This is a genomic window from Streptococcus shenyangsis (assembly GCF_006385785.1).
GTDB classification, from domain to species: Bacteria; Bacillota; Bacilli; order Lactobacillales; family Streptococcaceae; genus Streptococcus; species Streptococcus shenyangsis.
This window is the reverse complement of the sequence record NZ_VFSH01000009.1, coordinates 41,250-62,184: the sequence shown is the minus strand read 5'-3', so window position 1 is coordinate 62,184 and position 20,935 is coordinate 41,250. Positions and strand designations below refer to the sequence as shown.

General features: G+C 40.5%; 19 protein-coding genes and 1 tRNA gene. 16 read left to right on the top strand and 4 right to left on the bottom strand.

Translation table 11 applies throughout. The features are described from left to right. Positions 1-29 precede the first annotated feature (29 nt). The 4 genes from FJR77_RS07405 to FJR77_RS07390 form a co-directional block, all read right to left on the bottom strand. On the bottom strand, positions 30-1,112 hold the full coding sequence (locus tag FJR77_RS07405; protein ID WP_140834111.1) for a M24 family metallopeptidase: 1,083 nt from the start codon (positions 1,110-1,112) through the stop codon (positions 30-32). Positions 1,113-1,239: 127 nt separating this feature from the next. Next, complete coding sequence (gatD, locus tag FJR77_RS07400) at positions 1,240-2,022, bottom strand: lipid II isoglutaminyl synthase subunit GatD (RefSeq protein ID WP_140860095.1); 783 nt, start codon at positions 2,020-2,022, stop codon at positions 1,240-1,242. Beyond that, positions 2,022-3,365 carry a lipid II isoglutaminyl synthase subunit MurT gene (murT, locus tag FJR77_RS07395; RefSeq protein WP_140834113.1) on the bottom strand — a complete coding sequence of 448 codons (1,344 nt, stop codon included), beginning with the start codon at positions 3,363-3,365 and terminating at the stop codon, positions 2,022-2,024. The genes gatD and murT overlap by 1 nt, the downstream gene beginning before the upstream one ends. Before the next feature lie 204 nt (positions 3,366-3,569). Continuing rightward, positions 3,570-4,886, bottom strand: coding sequence for an FAD-containing oxidoreductase (locus FJR77_RS07390; protein WP_140834115.1), 1,317 nt, complete (start codon positions 4,884-4,886; stop codon positions 3,570-3,572). A 193-nt stretch (positions 4,887-5,079) separates the two neighbouring features. Here FJR77_RS07390 and FJR77_RS07385 point away from each other — a divergent pair, with 193 nt between their 5' ends. The 16 genes from FJR77_RS07385 to FJR77_RS07305 all read left to right on the top strand — a co-directional run bounded on the left by FJR77_RS07385 (position 5,080) and on the right by FJR77_RS07305 (position 20,779). After that, complete coding sequence (locus FJR77_RS07385; RefSeq protein WP_000774076.1) at positions 5,080-6,306, top strand: L-lactate MFS transporter; 1,227 nt, start codon at positions 5,080-5,082, stop codon at positions 6,304-6,306. Positions 6,307-6,503: 197 nt separating this feature from the next. After that, the gene (locus FJR77_RS07380) at positions 6,504-8,081 is read left to right on the top strand and encodes a DEAD/DEAH box helicase (RefSeq protein ID WP_061759465.1); all 1,578 of its coding nucleotides are present in this window, start codon (positions 6,504-6,506) and stop codon (positions 8,079-8,081) included. Positions 8,082-8,358: 277 nt separating this feature from the next. After that, complete coding sequence (gene codY, locus FJR77_RS07370) at positions 8,359-9,147, top strand: GTP-sensing pleiotropic transcriptional regulator CodY (protein ID WP_000940740.1); 789 nt, start codon at positions 8,359-8,361, stop codon at positions 9,145-9,147. Further along, positions 9,147-9,722 (top strand): cysteine hydrolase family protein, encoded by a 576-nt coding sequence (locus FJR77_RS07365; protein WP_049539920.1) that lies wholly within the window; start codon positions 9,147-9,149, stop codon positions 9,720-9,722. The genes codY and FJR77_RS07365 overlap by 1 nt, the downstream gene beginning before the upstream one ends. Positions 9,723-9,802: 80 nt before the next feature. Next, a tRNA-Leu gene (locus FJR77_RS07360) sits at positions 9,803-9,888 on the top strand. Positions 9,889-10,028: 140 nt separating this feature from the next. Further along, a complete protein-coding gene (locus FJR77_RS07355; RefSeq protein WP_140834117.1) occupies positions 10,029-11,306 on the top strand; it encodes an ABC transporter permease in 1,278 nt (425 codons plus the stop codon). Between the two features lie 12 nt (positions 11,307-11,318). Further along, complete coding sequence (gene vex2, locus FJR77_RS07350) at positions 11,319-11,966, top strand: ABC transporter ATP-binding subunit Vex2 (protein ID WP_140834119.1); 648 nt, start codon at positions 11,319-11,321, stop codon at positions 11,964-11,966. Positions 11,967-12,021: 55 nt separating this feature from the next. After that, positions 12,022-13,401, top strand: coding sequence for an ABC transporter permease subunit Vex3 (gene vex3 / locus FJR77_RS07345; RefSeq protein WP_140834121.1), 1,380 nt, complete (start codon positions 12,022-12,024; stop codon positions 13,399-13,401). 142 nt (positions 13,402-13,543) lie between these two features. Then, positions 13,544-14,200: a response regulator transcription factor VncR gene (gene vncR / locus FJR77_RS07340; protein WP_140834123.1), complete on the top strand. Its 657-nt coding sequence runs from the start codon at positions 13,544-13,546 to the stop codon at positions 14,198-14,200. Continuing rightward, entirely contained in the window at positions 14,197-15,525 is a 1,329-nt protein-coding gene (gene vncS, locus FJR77_RS07335) for a sensor histidine kinase VncS (protein ID WP_140834126.1), read from the top strand. The genes vncR and vncS overlap by 4 nt, the downstream gene beginning before the upstream one ends. Before the next feature lie 140 nt (positions 15,526-15,665). Beyond that, positions 15,666-16,547 carry a class II fructose-bisphosphate aldolase gene (locus tag FJR77_RS07330; protein ID WP_001019001.1) on the top strand — a complete coding sequence of 294 codons (882 nt, stop codon included), beginning with the start codon at positions 15,666-15,668 and terminating at the stop codon, positions 16,545-16,547. Positions 16,548-16,873: 326 nt separating this feature from the next. Continuing rightward, positions 16,874-17,638 (top strand): class I SAM-dependent methyltransferase, encoded by a 765-nt coding sequence (locus FJR77_RS07325; protein ID WP_140834128.1) that lies wholly within the window; start codon positions 16,874-16,876, stop codon positions 17,636-17,638. Positions 17,639-17,782: 144 nt separating this feature from the next. Then, entirely contained in the window at positions 17,783-17,983 is a 201-nt protein-coding gene (locus FJR77_RS07320) for a hypothetical protein (protein WP_153196589.1), read from the top strand. Positions 17,984-18,179: 196 nt separating this feature from the next. After that, on the top strand, positions 18,180-19,172 hold the full coding sequence (locus tag FJR77_RS07315) for an ABC transporter ATP-binding protein (RefSeq protein WP_140834130.1): 993 nt from the start codon (positions 18,180-18,182) through the stop codon (positions 19,170-19,172). A gap of 1 nt (position 19,173) precedes the next feature. After that, positions 19,174-19,992, top strand: coding sequence for an ABC transporter permease (locus tag FJR77_RS07310; RefSeq protein WP_140834132.1), 819 nt, complete (start codon positions 19,174-19,176; stop codon positions 19,990-19,992). A 1-nt stretch (position 19,993) separates the two neighbouring features. Continuing rightward, positions 19,994-20,779, top strand: a complete 786-nt coding sequence (locus tag FJR77_RS07305; RefSeq protein ID WP_140834134.1) for an ABC transporter permease — start codon at positions 19,994-19,996, stop codon at positions 20,777-20,779. The last annotated feature ends 156 nt before the right edge of the window (positions 20,780-20,935 follow it).

Below are 20,935 nucleotides of genomic sequence, written 5' to 3'. Positions count from 1 at the left end.
GCTGTTCGAGCTAACTTTTTTGTATAAATTTAATCAAAATAAAGCAAGTCTTTGCTTGTTTTTGTAAAGAGGTCAAAACCATTCTTAGTAACAACACCGCAGTCTTCGATACGGACACCAACTTTACCAGGGATATAGATACCTGGTTCAACAGAGAAGCACATGCCTTCTTCGATAACCAAGTCGTTTCCTTCCATGATAGATGGGAATTCGTGGACATCCATACCGATACCGTGACCGAGACGGTGGTTGAAGTACTCGCCGTAACCAGCTTTTTCGATGACCTCACGGGCAGCGCGGTCCACTTCATGGGCAGTCACACCTGGTTTGATAAAGTCAAGAGCAGCTTGTTGAGCTTCAAGAGTCAAGTTATAAATGTCTTTCTTGAATTGGTCAGGTTTGCCGACTGCGACTGTACGAGTCATATCTGACGCATAGCCGTTGACTAGAACACCAAGATCAAAGAGGAGAAGAGCATTATTTTCAACCTTGTTTGCTGCTGGGATACCGTGTGGATTTGCAGCATTATTACCAGTCAAGACCATAGTATCAAAGCTCATTTCATAGCCTTCACGTTTCATGGCAAAGTCGATTTGAGCGATAATATCTGTCTCCGTCTTATCAAGAGAAATATTATCAAAACCAACCTTAACAGCCTTATCAGCATAGAGACCTGCAACCATCATTTTTTGCACTTCATCAGCTGATTTGATGAGGCGCATGCGTTGGATACGAGGAGTGAGGTTGTCAAACTCAGCTGTTTCAAAAACTGATTTCAAGCCATGGTATTTAGTCAAAATGAGGTTGTCAAACTCCACAGCTACACGTTTGAAGTCGTGCTGTGGAAGAGCATCTTTCATTTTTTGCCATGGATTTTCAGAATCCACATAGCCTACAACTGGGAAGGATACGGTGCTGCTTGCACGCTCAACCTCAAGGGCTGGAACGAACAGAAGTGGTTCCTGATCAGCTAGGATAAAGAGGAACATTTGACGTTCATGAGGATCACTGTAAAAGCCAGTGAGGTAATTGATAGTGACGGGGTCAGATACGACAGCGACGTCTAGTTTTTCAGTTTCAAGATATGTTACGATTTGTTGTAATTTAGACATATGCTACCTTCTTTCTACCCCTCTATTTTGGCAAAAAAAGAGAGAAAATGCAAGGGAGAAGGGTAAAAGAAAAGACAAAAAGAACTCCGACAAGATAACGGAGTTCTTTGATATCATTTTCCTTTGTTTATGAAAAGTCAGCCTTGCTTTTGACGTCGCTGTATTCTTCAGCGATTTCTTGGCTGAGAATATCCTCATAAGCAGGGAGTTGAATGTCCTGACCATATTTCTTCTTGAGGGCAGTAGTGACTAGGCGATAAGCTAGATTGGCATTACGAGAGAGGATAGGCCCGTGGAAGTAAGAACCAAAGACATTCTTATAATGAACTCCTTCGCCGACCTTTTCTTCGTTATTTCCATTTCCATAGACAACCTGTCCCAGCGGTTTTTGGTCATCTGAGAGGGAGGTACGACCCTGATGATTTTCAAAACCATAGTAGGTTTCATTGAAATCTTCATTGTGAATCTTGATGTCACCGATAAAACGGTTATTGGTCTGGTTGAGGGTGTAGTGGCCCATGACACCTAGCCCTTCGATACGCCTACCCGATGCTTCAATATAATATTGACCCAATAGTTGGAAACCACCACAGATAGCCAGAACCACACCGTCGTTTTGGATGTAGTTGTCAATGCTCTCTTTTTTAGCAGGTAGGTCGTCTGCAATAATACTTTGTTCAAAGTCTTGACCGCCACCGAAAAAGGCGATGTCGTAGTGATTTTCATCAAAATCATCATGAAGTGAAACGATGTCAACGGTCACATGGGCTCCCAGTTTTTCAGCAACATACTTGAGCATGAGGATGTTTCCATTGTCCCCATAGGTATTCATGAGATTTCCGTAGAGGTGAGCAATGTTGAGCTGATAAGGGTAATTGCCATCTTTTGAGGAAAGTGAAGTATAAACCATTAGTTCATCTCCTTTCTAACAATCTGACGACTAGCCAGCAGTTCGCGGAATTCCAGCATAGCAGTATAGGTAGCTAGGATATAGGCATGCTTGCAGTCTTGGTTCTCAATGGTCTTGAGAACTTGCTCCAGATTGCTTGTTTCAGTGATTTTCTCAGCTGGATAGCCTGTCACTCGGAGACGACGTGCAATTTCAGAATGGCGAACACCGCCAGCGTTGATTTCAGGAATGTCCATCTCAGTGATTTGTTCAAAATCAGCATCCCAAATCCAGCTAGTATCAATTCCGTCCGCATAGTTGGCATTAAGGAGAACAGATAGGCTAAATGGATAAGGCGCTAGTTTAATCATTTCGATAGCTTGAGTTGCACCGACTGGATTTTTAATCAAGACGAGGGTACATTCCTTGTCACCGATATGGAAGGTTTCCTGACGACCAAAGACAGCACGGCTCTTATCAAATCCTTGCTTGATTAGTTGTGAATCTGCACCAAGGAAACGGGCGATAGCCACAGCAGCTAGGGCGTTGTAGATATTGTAGAGACCACCGATTTGAATACCGTATTCTTGTCCGTCAATGACAAAGCGAGAGCGATTGTTGGTTAACTCAACCAATTCTGTCAAGCGATAGTCGAGATCAGGACGTTTACATCCGCAGCTTTCACAGATATAGGCACCCAAGTTTGCATAGGTATTATGCTCATATTTGAGGATGCCTTGGCAGTCAGGACAGAGAATTCCGTCGGTATTATAGTGAGCCAGCTGGGCTGGACCTTTCTCCAAGTCAAAACCAAAATACTCTACAGGATTTGGAATAGCTGGCTTGTAGAAAAGTGGGCTGTCTCCATTAAGGAGAACAGTGGCAGTAGGCACTTTACGAATAGCATCCAAAATCATCTTGTAAGTTGTGTAAATCTCACCATAGCGGTCCATCTGGTCACGGAAGATATTGGTGATAACAAAAAGGCTTGGCTGGATATAGTCACAGATACGAGATAGACTGGCTTCGTCGATTTCTAGGACGGCAATATTTTTCCCAGTTTTAGACGATTTGGCTGTTAAGAAGGTTGTCGCAATTCCTGTAATCATGTTGGCACCGCTTGGGTTGGTCAGAACTTGACCATAAACCTCTTTTAAAATGCCGACAGTGAGGGCAGTTGTCAAGGTTTTTCCGTTGGTTCCAGTGACCACGACAATCTCGTAGTTCTTAGCTAGGTTTTGTAAAATATCTTTATCAAATTGAAGGGCAAGTTTTCCTGGAAGCGTACTCCCTCGGCCAAGACGGCTTAAAACGAAGTGGGAAGAACGCCCAGCAAGAAGGCCCAAAGTAGTTTTTAATTTCATGTTTCTATTATATCATAAAAGAGGGAAAAGACAGATTTGATACTCAATGAAAATCAAAGAGCAAACTAGTAAGCTAGCCGCAGGCTGTACTTGAGTACGGCAAGGTGAAGCTGACGTAGTTTGAATTTGATTTTCGAAGAGTATGAGATTTCGCAGAAATGAAAACAGCCCTCAGAGGGCTGTTCGATACGATTAAATCTCAACTTAAATCGCAAACAAGTCATTCAAGTTCTCAGCCAAGGTTGGGTGAGTGAAGATTTGTTTTGTGAAGTAAGTGTAAGGAATCTTATTGTCCATAGCAACAGTGATGATGTTGATGATTTCTTGAGAACCTTCTGAGAAGATGCTTGCTCCAAGAATTTCTTTTGTTTCAGTATTAACAACAGCTTTGAAAGCTCCGCGAAGGTCTCCATTTACGTGACCGCGAGGCATTGCTGCAACAGGGATTTCCTTCACTGCGTATGGAAGTTTCAAATCAGCAGCTTGGCTTTCAGTCAAACCGACTTGTGAAAGTGCAGGTGTGATGAACATAGTGTTTGGTACATTGAGACGGTCTTCAAGTGTGTAGCTGCCATCTCCAGCAAGGTAGCTGTAAACAACACGGAAGTCATCAAGTGAAATGTAAGTAAATTGAAGGCCACCGTTGACATCTCCAACTGCAAAGACACCAGGAACGTTTGTTTGACAATGTTTGTCTACTTTAATAGCACCACGTTCAGTTAGTTCAATATCTGTATTTTCAAGTTGAAGTGGTTCTACATTTGGTTTGCGTCCAGTTGAGTAGAGAAGGGCGTCGAAACGGTAAGTTTCGTTTTCAGTTACAAGGAGCACTTGGTCACTATCGTTTTTGATTTCAGTAGTGCGGATATTTTGAAGCAATTCAATACCGTCTTCTTCCATGTATTGCTTAGCAAGAGCTGCGATGGAAGGTTCTGCACGAGGTAGGAAAGTATCCAAGGCATCTAGAACTGTAACCTTGCTTCCAAGTTTGTTGTAAAGACCAGCAAATTCAAGACCGATATTTCCGCCACCAAGGATTCCAAGTTTTTCAGGCAATTTGTCCAAGTTTTGAATACCTGTTGAGTCAAAGACGTTTTTGCTTGTAGCAAGTCCAGGGATTGGCAAGACGTTTGAAACAGCACCAGTGTTGATGACGATTGTTTCAGCGGTCAGTTCTTTCTTTTCATCACCAGCTTGGATTTCGATGACTTTATTTGAAAGGAAGTGAGCTTCCGCATCAAAGATATCCACGCCTGTACCTGCAACAGTAGCATAGTTTTTACCATTGAGGCGACCAGTGATAGTATTTTTGGTAGCAATCACTTCTTCAAAAGACAAGTCTTTCTCAGCAGCAACTAGTAAAGTTTTAGTTGGGATACAACCAATGTTGATACAAGTTCCACCATACATAGCTTTACTACGTTCAACGAGGGCAACTTTTTTGCCAGCTGAAGCCAATTTACCAGCTAGTGTTTTACCAGCTTTACCAAATCCGATAACGATTAAATCATAAGTTAACATTTAGAATTCCTCCTTTTCGACTTTCATTCTAGCACAAGAAAAAAACTTTTGCACAATTCTGCTACGAAAAAGACAGAAAAAGCTAAAAACGCTTTCCAAACAAAAAACTAGTAATTTTTTGACAAGCTTGATAAACTAAAATCCTATCTATTTTTATATAAGATAGAATAAATGTTCGAAAATAGGAGGTTTTATGAAATTGAATCGTTATATTATTGCTTTTGCTGGGGTCATTTTACACTTAATGCTGGGTTCGACTTATGCTTGGAGTGTTTATCGCAACCCTATTATTGAAAAAACGGGATGGGATCAGGCTTCTGTTGCCTTTGCCTTTAGTCTAGCAATCTTTTGTTTGGGATTATCGGCTGCATTTATGGGGCGTTTGGTAGAAAAATTTGGTCCGAGAGTCATGGGGAGTCTATCTGCTTTTCTATACGCAGGTGGAAATATCTTAACAGGATTTGCAATAGACCGTCAGGAGCTGTGGTTGTTGTATCTCGCTTATGGCATTTTAGGTGGGCTTGGTTTGGGAGCAGGCTATATTACCCCTGTGTCAACGATTATAAAATGGTTTCCTGATAAACGTGGTCTCGCAACAGGTTTAGCGATTATGGGGTTTGGTTTTGCTTCTTTATTGACTAGTCCCATAGCGCAACATCTCATCGCAGGGGTAGGGCTTGTAGAAACTTTTTATATTTTAGGTGCAAGTTACTTTATTATCATGCTCCTAGCTTCACAATTCATTAAGCGTCCAAATGAGCAAGAGCTTGCAATTTTATCTGTTTCAGGGAAAGAAAAAATAACCTCTTTGACGCAAGGAATGGCTGCAAATCAGGCCCTGAAAAGCAATCGGTTTTATATACTTTGGATTATTTTCTTTATCAACATAGCTTGTGGTTTAGGCTTAATTTCAGCGGCATCGCCAATGGCACAGGAGATGGCTGGCTTGTCTACAAGTCATGCAGCAGTAATGGTGGGCGTTTTAGGGATTTTCAATGGGTTTGGTCGTTTGCTCTGGGCGAGTTTATCTGACTATATCGGTCGCCCTCTAACCTTTAGTATATTACTGCTTGTCAATCTTTTCTTTTCTCTCTCGCTTTGGCTCTTTACAAATTCCGTTTTATTTGTAGTCGCTATGTCTATTTTGATGACTTGCTATGGAGCTGGTTTTTCATTGATTCCGGCTTATCTCAGTGATATTTTTGGAACCAAGGAATTGGCCGCTCTGCATGGATATATTTTAACAGCTTGGGCAATGGCTGGTTTAGCAGGACCTATTTTATTAGCAGAGACTTATAAAATGGCTCATTCTTACACACAAACCTTGTTCGTTTTTCTCATTTTATATAGTATAGCCTTGGCTTTGTCTTATTATCTAGGTCGTTCAATCAAAAAGGAAAGCCAAAAACCGCTTACATGATTTTCTAGAGAAATTGGGCTATCTTTTAAGCTTGTCTTGTGTTATACTAGATAGGTTGCAAAGAAAACAGTACTTTTCTTTTGTGGAAAAGAAGCAACACGATTTTATATCCAGTATATGAAAATCCGTCATAAAAAGAAAAGTATAAACTAAGCCCTATAGGGTGGCTTCGCACCACCTTTAGAAAGAAGAATAACGTGAAATTTAATGAATTAAACTTGTCTGCTGATTTGCTAGCAGAGATTGAAAAAGCTGGTTTTGTAGAAGCCAGTCCGATCCAAGAACAAACTATTCCCTTGGCTCTTGAAGGTAAGGACGTTATCGGTCAAGCTCAGACTGGTACAGGAAAAACTGCAGCCTTTGGCTTGCCTACCCTTGAAAAAATCCGTACAGAAGAAGCGACCATCCAAGCTTTGGTTATCGCTCCAACACGTGAACTTGCTGTCCAAAGTCAAGAAGAACTCTTCCGCTTTGGCCGTAGCAAGGGAGTGAAAGTTCGCTCAGTTTACGGTGGTTCCAGCATTGAAAAACAAATCAAAGCTCTTAAATCTGGTGCCCATATCGTGGTGGGAACTCCAGGTCGCCTCTTGGACTTGATTAAACGCAAGGCCTTGAAATTACAAGATATTGAAACTCTCATCCTTGACGAAGCAGATGAAATGCTCAACATGGGCTTCCTTGAAGATATCGAAGCGATCATTTCTCGTGTCCCTGAAAACCGTCAAACCCTACTCTTCTCAGCAACTATGCCAGATGCCATCAAGCGTATCGGTGTTCAGTTTATGAAAGAACCTGAGCATGTGAAGATTGCTGCCAAGGAATTGACAACAGAATTGGTTGACCAATACTATATCCGAGTTAAAGAACAAGAAAAATTTGATACCATGACCCGTCTCATGGACGTGGAACAACCAGAACTTGCTATCGTATTTGGTCGTACAAAACGCCGTGTAGATGAATTGACTCGTGGTCTGAAAATCCGTGGCTTCCGTGCAGAAGGAATTCATGGAGACCTAGACCAAAACAAACGTCTTCGTGTCCTTCGTGACTTTAAAAATGGCAATCTTGATGTTTTGGTTGCGACAGACGTTGCAGCGCGTGGGTTGGATATTTCAGGTGTGACCCATGTCTACAACTACGATATTCCACAAGATCCTGAAAGTTATGTTCACCGTATCGGGCGTACAGGTCGTGCTGGTAAATCAGGTCAGTCTATTACCTTCGTTTCACCTAATGAAATGGGTTACCTCCAAATCATCGAGAACTTGACAAAGAAACGCATGAAAGGTCTCAAACCTGCAAGTGCAGAAGAAGCCTTCCAAGCTAAAAAGCAAGTAGCTCTTAAGAAAATCGAACGTGATTTTGCTAATGAGGAGATTCGTAGCAACTTTGAGAAGTTTGGCAAGGATGCTCGTCAATTGGCCTCAGAATTTAGTCCTGAAGAATTGGCCATGTATATTCTCAGCTTAACAGTTCAGGATCCAGATAGTCTTCCTGAAGTGGAGATTGCGCGTGAAAAACCACTGCCGTTTAAACCATCAGGTAATGGCTTCGGTGGTAAAGGTAAGGGAGGTCGTGGAGGCCGTCGTGGGGACGACCGTCGAGACCGTGATCGCCGTGGCAATGGTCGTCGTGATGATTTCAAAAAAGGAAGTCGTGGCAATGATCGTTTTGATAAAGACAGACGTTACCGTAATAAAGACAATAAAAAACCACGCAATACTTCAAGCGAAAAGCAAACAGGCTTTGTTATTCGTAACAAGGGTGACAAATAAGAAAAAGCGGTTCAAAATGAATCGCTTTTTTATATAAGGAGACCAAGGTTGAAAGAAGATGGTGATAGCAAAGGATAGGTGAAATGGAAAGGTATTATCCATCCATCTTCTTATGATAATATAATATCAAAAATAAATTAGGTTGTCAACAAGAAAACCTAATTTTCTAAAATATTTCAGCTAGTCTAAATTGCAATTAAATAAGCAATTTTCAGATAATAATTGAAAATTCAAGCTTTTTATGTTATAATGATAGCGATTAAATTCGAGGTGAAAAATGGCACATTTACTAGAAAAAACAAGAAAAATTACTTCTATCCTGAAGCGCTCGGAGGAGCAGTTGCAGGAAGAACTTCCCTACAATGCGATTACCCGTCAATTGGCAGATATTATTGACTGTAACGCTTGTATCGTCAATAGCAAGGGACGTCTCCTTGGTTATTTTATGCGTTATAAAACCAATACAGATCGTGTAGAGCAATTCTTCCAAACTAAGATTTTCCCAGATGACTACATTCAAGGTGCGAACATGATTTACGATACAGAAGCCAATCTGACAGTTGATCATGATTTGAGTATTTTCCCTGTAGAGAGTCGTTCGGATTTTCCAGATGGCTTGACAACCATTGCACCGATTCATGTATCAGGGATTCGCCTTGGTTCTTTGATTATTTGGCGCAATGATAAAAAATTTGAAGACGAGGACTTGATTCTTGTTGAGATTGCGAGTACCGTTGTTGGAATTCAACTCCTCAACTTCCAGCGTGAAGAAGATGAGAAAAATATCCGTCGCCGTACTGCTGTTACCATGGCGGTTAATACTCTGTCTTACTCCGAACTCCGTGCTGTTTCAGCAATTTTAGGGGAATTAAATGGAAATGAAGGGCAGTTGACTGCGTCTGTGATTGCAGACCGTATCGGTATTACCCGTTCTGTGATTGTCAATGCTCTTCGTAAACTTGAGTCTGCGGGAATTATTGAAAGTCGCTCACTTGGAATGAAGGGAACCTACCTTAAGGTCTTGATTTCAGATATTTTTGAAGAAGTGAAGAAAAGAGATTACTAATGACTAAAGCTTTGATTTCGATTGATTATACAGAAGATTTTGTTGCCGACAGTGGTAAATTGACAGCAGGTGCTCCAGCTCAAGCTATTTCGGAAGCCATTAGTAAGGTGACTCGATTAGCTTTTGAACGAGGAGATTACATCTTCTTTACCATTGATGCTCATGAAGAAAACGATTGTTTCCATCCAGAAAGCAAGCTATTTCCTCCTCACAATTTGATTGGGACGAGTGGACGGAATTTATACGGAGATTTGGGAACCTTTTATCAAGAGCATGGTTCAGACAGTCGAGTTTTTTGGATGGATAAACGCCATTATTCAGCATTTTCAGGGACTGACCTAGATATTCGTTTGAGAGAGCGTCGAATTTCTACAGTTATCTTAACAGGTGTCTTGACGGATATCTGTGTTCTGCATACAGCTATAGATGCCTATAATCTAGGATATGACATCGAGATTGTTCAACCAGCCGTTGCTTCTATCTGGCCTGAAAATCATCAATTTGCTCTAGGCCATTTCAAAAATACACTTGGAGCTAAGTTAGTAGATGAGAAGCTAAATGAACTTTCAGAGTAATTTAGTTGATGAAATGAAAAAAATTTGAAAAAAGTGTTGACAAGAGTCCTAAAAGTTGATATACTAGTAAAGTAATCGACGCGGGGATGGCGGAATTGGCAGACGCGCAGGACTAAGGATCCTGTGACCGCTTTAGGTCGTGAGGGTTCAAGTCCCTCTCTCCGCATAGGATAAGAGTTAGCTTAGGCTAGCTCTTTTGTTTTCATCTAATTCAAGTAGAGCAAAAAAATTTTTGCTCTTTTTTTGCATTTCATAAACATTTCATATTTGGATTTTATAATAGTCTTACAAATATGGAGGTGACAAATGAATCCAATCCAAAGAGCTTGGGCTTATGTCAGCAGAAAACGACTGAGAAGTTTTATTTTATTTCTAATTTTATTGGTCCTATTGGCTGGAATTTCAGCCTGTTTGACTCTGATGAAGTCCAACAAAACAGTTGAAACCAATCTTTACAAATCACTCAACACATCTTTTTCGATTAAGAAGATAGAAAATGGTCAGACTTTCAAGCTGTCGGACCTAGTATCTGTAAGCAAGATTAAGGGACTGGAAAATGTCTCTCCTGAACTCGAGACGGTCGCAAAATTAAAAGACAAGGAAGCGGTGAGTGGCGAGCAGAGCGTGGAGCGTGATGATTTATCAGCTGCAGACAAAAACTTGGTTAGTTTAACAGCTCTTGAGGATTCATCTAAGGATGTGATCTTTACCAGCTCGGCTTTCAATCTAAAAGAAGGGCGACACCTTCAAAAAGGGGATTCCAAGAAAATCTTGATCCACGAAGAGTTGGCCAAGAAGAACGGTCTTACGCTTCATGATAAGATTAGCTTGGATGCTGGACAGTCAGAATCTGGCAAAGGACAAACAGTAGAGTTTGAGATTGTCGGCATCTTTTCTGGTAAAAAACAGGAGAAATTCACAGGCTTATCTTCCGACTTCAGTGAAAACCAAGTCTTTACAGACTATGAAAGTAGCCAAATCCTTTTGGAAAATGGTGAACCTCAAGTCAGTGCAGCTCGCTTCTATGTAGAAAATCCTAAGGAAATGGATGGACTTATGAAGCAGGTGGAAAACTTAGTCTTGGAAAGTCAAGGCTACCAAGTCGAGAAGGAAAGCAAGGCTTTTGAACAAATCAAAGACTCAGTTGCTACCTTCCAAACCTTCCTGACCATCTTCCTTTATGGGATGTTGATAGCTGGAGCTGGAGCCTTAATTTTGGTCTTGTCTCTTTGGTTGAGAGAAAGGGTTTACGAAGTGGGAATCCTTCTGGCACTTGGAAAAGGCAAGAGCTCGATCTTCCTACAATTCTGTTTAGAGGTGGTTTTGGTATCTATCGGTGCTTTGCTTCCGGCATTTGTTGCAGGAAACGCCATTACATCCTATCTGCTCCAATCTGTCCTAGCAAGTGGAGATCAGGCAAGCTTACAAGATACACTAGCTAAAGCAAGCAGTCTATCAACTAATATCCTATCATTTGCAGAATCCTATGTCTTTCTGTTGTTGATTAGTTGCTTATCTGTATCCCTTTGTTTCCTATTCTTATTTAGAAAATCACCTAAGGAAATTTTATCATCTATTAGTTAAGAAGGAGAAATCATGACTTTATTACAATTACAAGATGTTACCTACCGTTATAAGAACACTGCTGAAGCAGTCCTATATCAGATCAATTATAATTTTGAACCCGGGAAATTTTACAGTATTATTGGTGAGTCAGGAGCAGGAAAATCTACACTCTTGTCCCTACTTGCTGGTCTAGATAGTCCTGTTGAAGGTTCTATCCTTTTCCAAGGAGAGGATATTCGTAAGAAGGGCTATTCTTACCATCGCATGCACCATATTTCCCTGGTCTTTCAAAATTATAACTTGATAGATTATCTTTCTCCACTGGAAAATATCCGCTTGGTCAACAAAAAGGCAAGCAAGGATACACTGTTTGAGCTTGGTTTAGATGAAAGTCAGATCAAGCGGAATGTTCTCCAGTTATCAGGGGGTCAACAGCAACGTGTTGCAATTGCTCGTAGTTTGGTATCGGAAGCTCCAGTTATTCTAGCTGATGAGCCAACAGGAAATCTGGACCCTAAAACTGCTGGAGATATTGTCGAACTGCTCAAATCACTTGCCCAGAAAACAGGTAAATGTGTTATCGTCGTCACCCACAGTAAAGAAGTGGCACAAGCGTCAGATATTACACTTGAATTGAAGGACAAGAAACTGACTGAAACTCGCAATACGACGAAATAATATGAGCTTTTTCTGTTAGAAGTATAAAATAGAACAACATCTAGAAAGGAAACCTATGTTACACAACGCATTTGCCTATGTTACAAGGAAGTTTTTCAAATCGATTGTCATCTTCCTGATTATTCTCCTCATGGCGAGCTTGAGTTTGGTCGGCTTGTCGATCAAGGGAGCTACTGCCAAGGCTTCTCAGGAGACCTTTAAAAATATCACCAACAGCTTCTCCATGCAAATCAATCGTCGCGTCAATCAAGGAACGCCACGTGGTGCTGGAAATATTAAGGGTGAAGATATCAAAAAAATCACCGAAAACAAGGCCATCGAGTCTTATGTTAAACGCATCAACGCTATCGGAGATTTGACTGGATATGACCTTATTGAAACGCCAGAAACCAAGAAAAATCTGACTCCTGACCGTGCTAAACATTTTGGAAGTAGCTTGATGATTACAGGTGTCAATGACTCTTCTAAAGAAGATAAGTTTGTCTCTGGTTCTTATAAGTTGGTCGAAGGTGAGCACCTAACTAACGATGACAAAGACAAGATTCTCATGCACAAGGACTTGGCAGCCAAACACGGCTGGAAAGTAGGGGATAAGATCAAACTAGACTCTAATGTCTATGATGCAGACAATGAAAAAGGTGCCAAAGAAACAGTCGAAGTGACAATCAAGGGACTCTTTGATGGCCACAATAAGTCAGCAGTAACCTACTCGCAAGAACTCTACGAAAACACAGTTATCACAGACATCCATACAGCTGCTAAACTATATGGTTATACAGAAGATACAGCTATCTATGGGGATGCAACCTTCTTTGTAACAGCAGACAAGAGCTTGGATGACGTTATGAAAGAGTTGAATGGCATCAGTGGTATCAACTGGAAGAGCTACACACTGGTGAAGAGCTCCTCTAACTACCCAGCTCTTGAGCAATCCATCTCTGGTATGTACAAGATGGCCAACCTCCTCTTCTGGGGTAGCTTGAGCTTCTCAGTTCTTCTCCTAGCCCTCTTGCTCAGCCTTTGGATCAATGCCCGTCGCAAGGAAGTGGGAATCCTGCTCTCTATTGGTCTCAAGCAGGCAAGTATCTTGGGTCAATTCATTACTGAATCCATCTTGATTGCCATTCCTGCTCTTGTTTCTGCATACTTCTTAGCTACTTACACAGCGCGTGCAATCGGAAATACTGTTCTTGCCAATGTCACTTCAGGTGTTGCCAAGCAAGCCAGCAAGGCAGCTCAAGCCTCTAACCTTGGTGGCGGTGCAGAAGTAGATGGTTTTAGCAAGACATTGTCGAGCCTAGATATTTCTATTCAGACATCAGACTTTATCATCGTCTTTGTCCTAGCCTTGGTTCTAGTGGTTCTCGTTATGGCGCTTGCTTCAAGCAATCTCCTCAGAAAACAACCAAAAGAGCTTCTGCTGGATAGCGAATAACAAACTTGCTACCTATTCTCCCCTAAATGGGGTATAATATAGGTAGCATTTTTATCTATTTCATCTTGATAAGGTCTCTTTCTTTTAAGATGAAACTGAGATGATTTATAAGAAATTTAAAGGAATGTGAAACGTTTTTTCTATGAAAATTTTAATTGTAGAAGATGAAGAGATGATCCGTGAGGGGATTAGTGATTATTTGACGGATTGTGGTTATGAAACTATTGAGGCAGCGGACGGTCAAGAAGCTCTGGAGCAATTTTCTAGCTATGAGGTAGCCTTGGTTTTACTGGATATCCAGATGCCCAAGCTCAACGGCCTAGAAGTCTTATCTGAGATTCGTAAAACCAGTCAGGTTCCTGTCTTAATGTTGACAGCTTTTCAGGATGAGGAATACAAGATGAGTGCTTTTGCTTCTCTGGCGGATGGCTATCTGGAAAAACCCTTCTCCCTTTCTCTCTTAAAAGTGAGGGTAGATGCGATTTTCAAGCGCTATTATGATACGGGACGAATCTTCTCCTATAAGGATACCAAGGTGGATTTTGAGAGCTACAGTGCCAGCCTAGCAGGTGAGGAAGTAGCCATCAATGCTAAAGAGTTGGAAATTCTTGATTATTTGGTTAAAAATGAAGGACGGGCCTTGACTCGTTCTCAGATTATCGATGCTGTCTGGAAGGCGACAGATGAGGTTCCTTTTGACCGTGTCATTGATGTCTATATCAAGGAATTGCGGAAAAAGCTGGACTTGGACTGCATCCTCACTGTGCGCAATGTTGGTTATAAATTGGAGCGAAAATGAAACGAACAGGTTTATTTAAAAAGATATTTATCTATACCTTCTCGATTTTTAGTGTTCTGGTAATTTGCCTTCATTTAGCCATTTATTTTCTCTTTCCTTCGACTTATCTGAGTCATCGTCAGGAAACCATTGGCCAGAAAGCGACAGCCATTGCCCAGTCCCTAGAAGGTAAGAATAGGCAGAGTATCGAGCAAGTGTTAGAGCTGTATTCCCAGACTAGTGATATCAAGGGGGCCGTCAAGGGAGAGATGACCGAGGACAAGTTGGAGGTCAAGGAAAGTCTTCCTCTGGACACAGACCGCCAGACAACCTCGCTTTTTATTGAGGAGCGGGAGGTGACAACGCAGGACGGTGGTACCATGATTCTCCAGTTTCTAGCGTCCATGGATTTGCAAAAGGAAGCAGAGCAGATTAGTCTACAATTTCTCCCTTATACTTTGCTGGCCTCCTTTCTGATTTCCCTCTTGGTAGCCTATATCTATGCTCGGACCATTGTTGCTCCGATATTGGAAATCAAGCGAGTGACCCGTCGGATGATGGATTTGGATGTCCAAGTGCGATTACGTGTGGATTCTAAGGATGAGATTGGTGATCTCAAGGAACAAATTAATAGCCTTTACCAGCATCTTTTGACTGTTATTGCGGACTTGCATGATAAGAATGAAGCTATTCTCCAGCTGGAGAAGATGAAGGTCGAATTTTTACGAGGTGCTTCTCATGAATTGAAAACACCTCTGGCTAGTTTGAAAATCCTGATTGAAAACATGAAAGAAAATGTCGGGCGTTATAAGGATAGAGACCACTATCTGGGAGTTGCCTTAGGAATTGTGGATGAGCTTAATCACCATGTTCTCCAGATACTTTCTCTCTCGTCTGTACAGGAATTACGAGATGATAGGGAACAAATTGACTTACACCAGATGACGCAAAGTCTGGTTAAGGATTATGTCTTGCTAGCTAAGGAAAGGGAACTCCAGATAGACAATAGTTTGACCCATCAGCAGGCTTATCTAAACCCATCAGTTATGAAGTTGATCCTATCTAATCTCATCAGCAATGCCATTAAGCACTCTGTTCCAGGTGGCTTAGTTCGAATTGGAGAAAGAGAAGGGGAGCTTTTTATCGAGAATAGCTGTAGCCCAGAAGAACAAGAAAAACTAGCCCAGTCTTTTTCTGACAATGCTAGTCGCAAGGCCAAAGGGTCTGGGATGGGGCTCTTTGTGGTCAAGAGTCTATTGGAACATGAAAAATTACCTTATCGTTTTGAGATGCAGGAGAATTGTTTGACCTTCTTCATAGCTTTTCCAAAAGTCGCCCAAGACTAGGGAGAGAAAGGGTTTACATAGATGAAGCTAGAAGAAATTCAATCGAAACTACGGGAAAAACTAGATTTTTTTGTCAAAAAGTGATAAAATGAACAATGTAAATGGGATGTCCCATAAAAATATACAGGAGGCCTGATAAAATGGCAATCGTTTCAGCAGAAAAATTTGTCCAAGCAGCTCGTGACAACGGTTATGCAGTTGGTGGATTTAACACAAACAACCTTGAGTGGACTCAAGCTATCTTGCGCGCAGCAGAAGCTAAAAAAGCTCCAGTTTTGATCCAAACTTCAATGGGTGCTGCTAAATACATGGGTGGTTACAAAGTTGCTCGCAACTTGATCGCTAACCTTGTTGAATCAATGGGTATCACTGTACCAGTAGCTATCCACCTTGACCACGGTCACTACGAAGATGCACTTGAGTGTATCGAAGTTGGTTACACTTCAATCATGTTTGACGGTTCACACCTTCCAGTTGAAGAAAACCTTAAATTGGCTAAAGAAGTTGTTGAAAAAGCACACGCTAAAGGTATCTCAGTAGAAGCTGAAGTTGGTACTATCGGTGGTGAAGAAGACGGAATCATCGGTAAAGGTGAATTGGCTCCAATCGAAGACGCTAAAGCAATGGTTGAAACTGGTATCGACTTCTTGGCAGCTGGTATCGGTAACATCCACGGTCCTTACCCAGCAAACTGGGAAGGTCTTGATCTTGATCACTTGCAAAAATTGACAGAAGCTCTTCCAGGATTCCCAATCGTATTGCACGGTGGATCAGGTATTCCTGATGAGCAAATCCAAGCAGCTATCAAACTTGGTGTTGCGAAAGTTAACGTTAACACTGAATGCCAAATCGCATTCGCTAACGCAACTCGTAAATTTGCTCGTGACTACGAAGCAAACGAAGCAGAATACGACAAGAAAAAACTCTTCGACCCACGTAAATTCTTGGCTGACGGTGTAAAAGCTATCCAAGCATCAGTTGAAGAACGTATCGACGTATTCGGTTCAGAAGGTAAAGCTTAATCTAGCTGAATAATACAGATGAAACCTGCCCATTGGGTGGGTTTTTTGTGTCTGAATATATAGCGAATATACTATAGAAGAACCAATCTTAAGTTGCTAAAAGGTTCTATTTTTTGTACAATAATGCTATGAAAAAACTAAAATGTAATCTTGGTTTTAGAGAAGCTTTTTTGTTTTTTTTTTAGTTTAAATAAATTTTAAAAATACTAATTAAAAAAATAATGAAATAATAGTAATTCAACATATGGTATAATAGAATGAAATCAAGGAATGGCAACCTATTCACCTTAAATCGAAATAATATAAAGATACGAGGAGATTATAAGATGAACAATTATATAAAATTAAATAAAGATAGATGGAATAATGTAAAAAATGACTATACTGAGCCATTGACACATGAAGAATTAGAAGAAGCTAGGAAACATCCAATTTCTGTTGCCTTAACTGTTGGGAAAAAAGTTCCAAAAGAATGGTTTGAAAAAGCAAACGGAAAAAAGATATTAGGTTTAGCTTGTGGTGGAGGACAACAGGGACCAGTTTTTGCTGTAAAAGGTTATGATGTAACCATAATGGATTTTTCTAAATCACAATTACAAAGAGATGAGATGGTTGCTAAAAGAGAAGGCTTAAAAATTAATACAGTTCAAGGTGATATGACAGAACCATTTCCATTTGAAAATGAAACTTTTGATATTATTTTTAATCCAGTTTCAAATGTATATATAGAGGATTTGGAAAATATGTATAAAGAAGCCTCTCGAGTATTGAAAAAGGGTGGATTGTTGATGGTCGGATTTATGAATCCTTGGATATACATGTATGATGCTGATATTGTATGGGACAAACCTGATGAGGAACTGCTTTTGAAGTTTTTATTACCTTTTAATTCAAAAGAGCTTGAAGAGGAAGGAAAGATAACCATAAATCCAGAATATGGATATGAATTTAGCCATACTTTAGAAACTCAGATTAGAGGACAACTTAAAAATGGTTTTGCTATGATTGATTTTTATGAATCATGTGACAAAAGACATCGATTATCACGTTATGGGAATGACTATGTAGCTACACTTAGCATTAAACTATGATCTTATGAAACATACTTCAAGAGCATGGCCCGTTTTATGTTCCGTAAGGGTTACAATCTAAATCTCAGTTTGTCGAAGTAAGATAATCAAAGAAAATTAGAGAGAGGAAGTAAAAGCGGTAAATTGCAGATACTTCCTTTTTTGTTGTCAGAAATTGAAAAACGGAAAGTAGAATTTTTGGAAGAACTAAAAAACATTGGCACAAAGAGAAAGATTGGAAAGACAACCGATGAGTTTATTGTATATTTCAATGAAAATGCAACTGAAACAATCCAAGATAGACTGACAAAAATAATACTGAAGGAGCTTAGGAGAAAATTGGATGAAAAGATGATTTTGAATTAAAAATAGTATTTTAAGAGAGAAATCTCTCATTTCATAAACTTTAGGCAAACGCTTGCATTTTAGTTTTTATTGGACTATAATAGGTTGGTATAAAGCCTTCTGTAATAATAAAATGTAGCAGGTTTAGAAAGTAAGGATTTAGAATGTTTGTAGTCAAAAACACAATGTTGCTATTCCTTGCGATAGGGAGATAGATATGGCAATGATAGAAGTGGAACATCTTCAGAAAAATTTTGTGAAGACAGTTAAGGAACCGGGATTGAAGGGGGCTTTGCGTTCCTTTATTCATCCTGAAAAGCAGATCTTTGAAGCGGTCAAGGATTTGACTTTTGAAGTTCCAAAAGGGCAGATTTTAGGATTTATCGGGGCAAATGGTGCTGGAAAGTCGACAACCATCAAAATGCTGACAGGGATTTTAAAACCGACATCTGGTTTTTGTCGGATTAACGGCAAGATTCCGCAGGATAATCGTCAAGATTATGTCAAAGATATTGGTGTTGTCTTTGGACAAAGAACCCAGCTATGGTGGGATTTGGCACTGCAAGAGACCTACACGGTCTTGAAGGAGATTTACGATGTGCCAGACTCTCTCTTTCATAAGCGTATGGACTTTTTAAATGAAGTCTTGGATTTGAAAGACTTTATCAAGGATCCTGTGCGAACTCTTTCATTGGGACAGCGCATGCGGGCGGACATTGCAGCTTCCTTGCTTCACAATCCCAAGGTTCTCTTTTTAGATGAGCCTACCATTGGTTTGGACGTTTCGGTCAAGGATAACATTCGTCGGGCTATTACCCAAATCAATCAGGAGGAAGAAACCACCATTCTCTTGACCACTCACGACCTGAGCGACATTGAGCAACTCTGTGATCGGATTTTTATGATAGACAAGGGACAGGAGATTTTTGATGGAACGGTGAGCCAACTCAAGGAGACCTTTGGTAAGATGAAGACACTCTCCTTTGAACTGCTACCAGGTCAAAGTCATCTCGTTTCTCACTATGAAGGGTTTTCGGATATGACAATTGATAGACAAGGGAATAGTCTCAACATTGAATTCGATAGTTCCCTCTACCAGTCGGCTGACATTATCAAGCAAACCCTGTCTGATTTTGAAATCCGCGATTTGAAAATGGTGGATACGGATATTGAGGATATTATCCGCCGCTTCTACCGAAAGGAGCTCTAAGATGGTCAAATTGTGGAGACGTTATAAACCCTTTATCAATGCAGGTGTTCAGGAATTGATTACCTATCGAGTCAACTTTATTCTCTATCGGATCGGAGATGTTATGGGTGCTTTTGTGGCCTTTTATCTCTGGAAGGCTGTCTTTGATTCCTCGCAGGAGTCTTTGATTCAGGGCTTTAGTATGGCAGATATCACCCTCTACATCATCATGAGTTTTGTGACTAATCTTTTGACTAGGTCAGATAGCTCCTTTATGATTGGAGAGGAGGTCAAGGATGGGTCCATTATCATGCGTTTGTTGCGACCAGTGCATTTTGCAGCCTCTTATCTCTTTACCGAGCTTGGTTCCAAGTGGTTGATTTTTATCTCTGTTGGACTGCCATTTTTAAGCGTTATTGTTTTGATGAAAATCTTATCTGGGCAAGGGATTGTAGAAGTGCTGGGATTAACTGTCCTTTACCTCTTTAGCTTAACGCTGGCCTATCTGATTAACTTTTTCTTTAATATCTGTTTTGGTTTTTCTGCCTTTGTGTTTAAAAATCTATGGGGTTCCAATTTACTCAAGACTTCCATAGTGGCCTTTATGTCTGGAAGTTTGATTCCCTTGGCTTTCTTTCCAAAGCTTGTTGCAGATATTCTGTCCTTCCTGCCTTTTTCATCCTTGATTTATACTCCAGTTATGATCATTGTTGGAAAATACGATGCCAGTCAGATGCTTCAGGCACTCCTTTTGCAGTTTTTCTGGCTCTTAGTGATGATGGGCTTGTCTCAGTTGATTTGGAAACGAGTCCAGTCATTTATCACCATTCAAGGAGGTTAGTATGAAAAAATATCAACGCATGCATCTGATTTTTATCAGACAATACATCAAACAAATCATGGAGTACAAGGTTGATTTTGTGGTGGGGGTTTTAGGAGTCTTCTTGACTCAAGGTCTGAACCTCTTGTTTCTCAATGTCATCTTTCAACACATCCCATCCCTAGAAGGTTGGACTTTTCAAGAAATTACCTTTATATATGGTTTTTCCTTGATTCCCAAGGGATTGGACCATCTCTTTTTTGACAATCTCTGGGCTCTAGGACAGCGCTTGGTGCGAAAAGGGGAATTTGATAAGTATCTGACTCGTCCTATCAATCCTCTCTTTCACATCCTAGTTGAAACCTTTCAGATTGATGCTTTGGGAGAACTCTTGGTCGGTGGCATTCTACTGGGAACAACAGTGACCAGCATTGCTTGGACTCTTCCTAAATTCCTGCTTTTTCTAGTCTGCATACCATTTGCGACCTTGATTTATACTTCTTTGAAAATCGCGACAGCCAGTATCGCTTTTTGGACAAAGCAGTCAGGCGCCATGATTTACATTTTCTATATGTTCAATGACTTTGCCAAGTATCCGATTTCCATTTATAATTCACTACTTCGTTGGTTAATTAGCTTTATCGTGCCCTTTGCTTTTACGGCCTACTATCCTGCCAGCTATTTCTTGCAGGACAAGGATGTTCTCTTTAACATCGGAGGTTTGATGTTGATTTCCCTTATTTTCTTTGTCATTTCCCTTAAACTTTGGGATAGAGGGTTAGATGCCTACGAAAGTGCAGGTTCGTAAATAATAGAATATCAAAGCCTTGTCTCAGGACAGGCTTTTTTTAATAGAAATGAAAATTCCTTGCCATCTATTCTCAGAGTGCTATACTGTAAGTGTAATCGCCGATTTAGCTTATACTCTTCGAAAATTTCTTCAAACCACGTCAGCTTCCATCTG

Excerpts from the sequence above, each read along its gene's own strand:
- FJR77_RS07405 (WP_140834111.1), bottom strand. The coding sequence starts at position 1,112 with ATGTCTAAATTACAACAAATCGTAACATATCTTGAAACTGAAAAACTA.
- gatD (WP_140860095.1), bottom strand. The coding sequence starts at position 2,022 with ATGGTTTATACTTCACTTTCCTCAAAAGATGGCAATTACCCTTATCAG.
- murT (WP_140834113.1), bottom strand. The coding sequence starts at position 3,365 with ATGAAATTAAAAACTACTTTGGGCCTTCTTGCTGGGCGTTCTTCCCAC.
- FJR77_RS07390 (WP_140834115.1), bottom strand. The coding sequence starts at position 4,886 with ATGTTAACTTATGATTTAATCGTTATCGGATTTGGTAAAGCTGGTAAA.
- FJR77_RS07385 (WP_000774076.1), top strand. The coding sequence starts at position 5,080 with ATGAAATTGAATCGTTATATTATTGCTTTTGCTGGGGTCATTTTACAC.
- codY (WP_000940740.1), top strand. The coding sequence starts at position 8,359 with ATGGCACATTTACTAGAAAAAACAAGAAAAATTACTTCTATCCTGAAG.
- FJR77_RS07365 (WP_049539920.1), top strand. The coding sequence starts at position 9,147 with ATGACTAAAGCTTTGATTTCGATTGATTATACAGAAGATTTTGTTGCC.
- FJR77_RS07355 (WP_140834117.1), top strand. The coding sequence starts at position 10,029 with ATGAATCCAATCCAAAGAGCTTGGGCTTATGTCAGCAGAAAACGACTG.
- vex2 (WP_140834119.1), top strand. The coding sequence starts at position 11,319 with ATGACTTTATTACAATTACAAGATGTTACCTACCGTTATAAGAACACT.
- vex3 (WP_140834121.1), top strand. The coding sequence starts at position 12,022 with ATGTTACACAACGCATTTGCCTATGTTACAAGGAAGTTTTTCAAATCG.
- vncR (WP_140834123.1), top strand. The coding sequence starts at position 13,544 with ATGAAAATTTTAATTGTAGAAGATGAAGAGATGATCCGTGAGGGGATT.
- vncS (WP_140834126.1), top strand. The coding sequence starts at position 14,197 with ATGAAACGAACAGGTTTATTTAAAAAGATATTTATCTATACCTTCTCG.
- FJR77_RS07330 (WP_001019001.1), top strand. The coding sequence starts at position 15,666 with ATGGCAATCGTTTCAGCAGAAAAATTTGTCCAAGCAGCTCGTGACAAC.
- FJR77_RS07325 (WP_140834128.1), top strand. The coding sequence starts at position 16,874 with ATGAACAATTATATAAAATTAAATAAAGATAGATGGAATAATGTAAAA.
- FJR77_RS07315 (WP_140834130.1), top strand. The coding sequence starts at position 18,180 with ATGGCAATGATAGAAGTGGAACATCTTCAGAAAAATTTTGTGAAGACA.
- FJR77_RS07310 (WP_140834132.1), top strand. The coding sequence starts at position 19,174 with ATGGTCAAATTGTGGAGACGTTATAAACCCTTTATCAATGCAGGTGTT.
- FJR77_RS07305 (WP_140834134.1), top strand. The coding sequence starts at position 19,994 with ATGAAAAAATATCAACGCATGCATCTGATTTTTATCAGACAATACATC.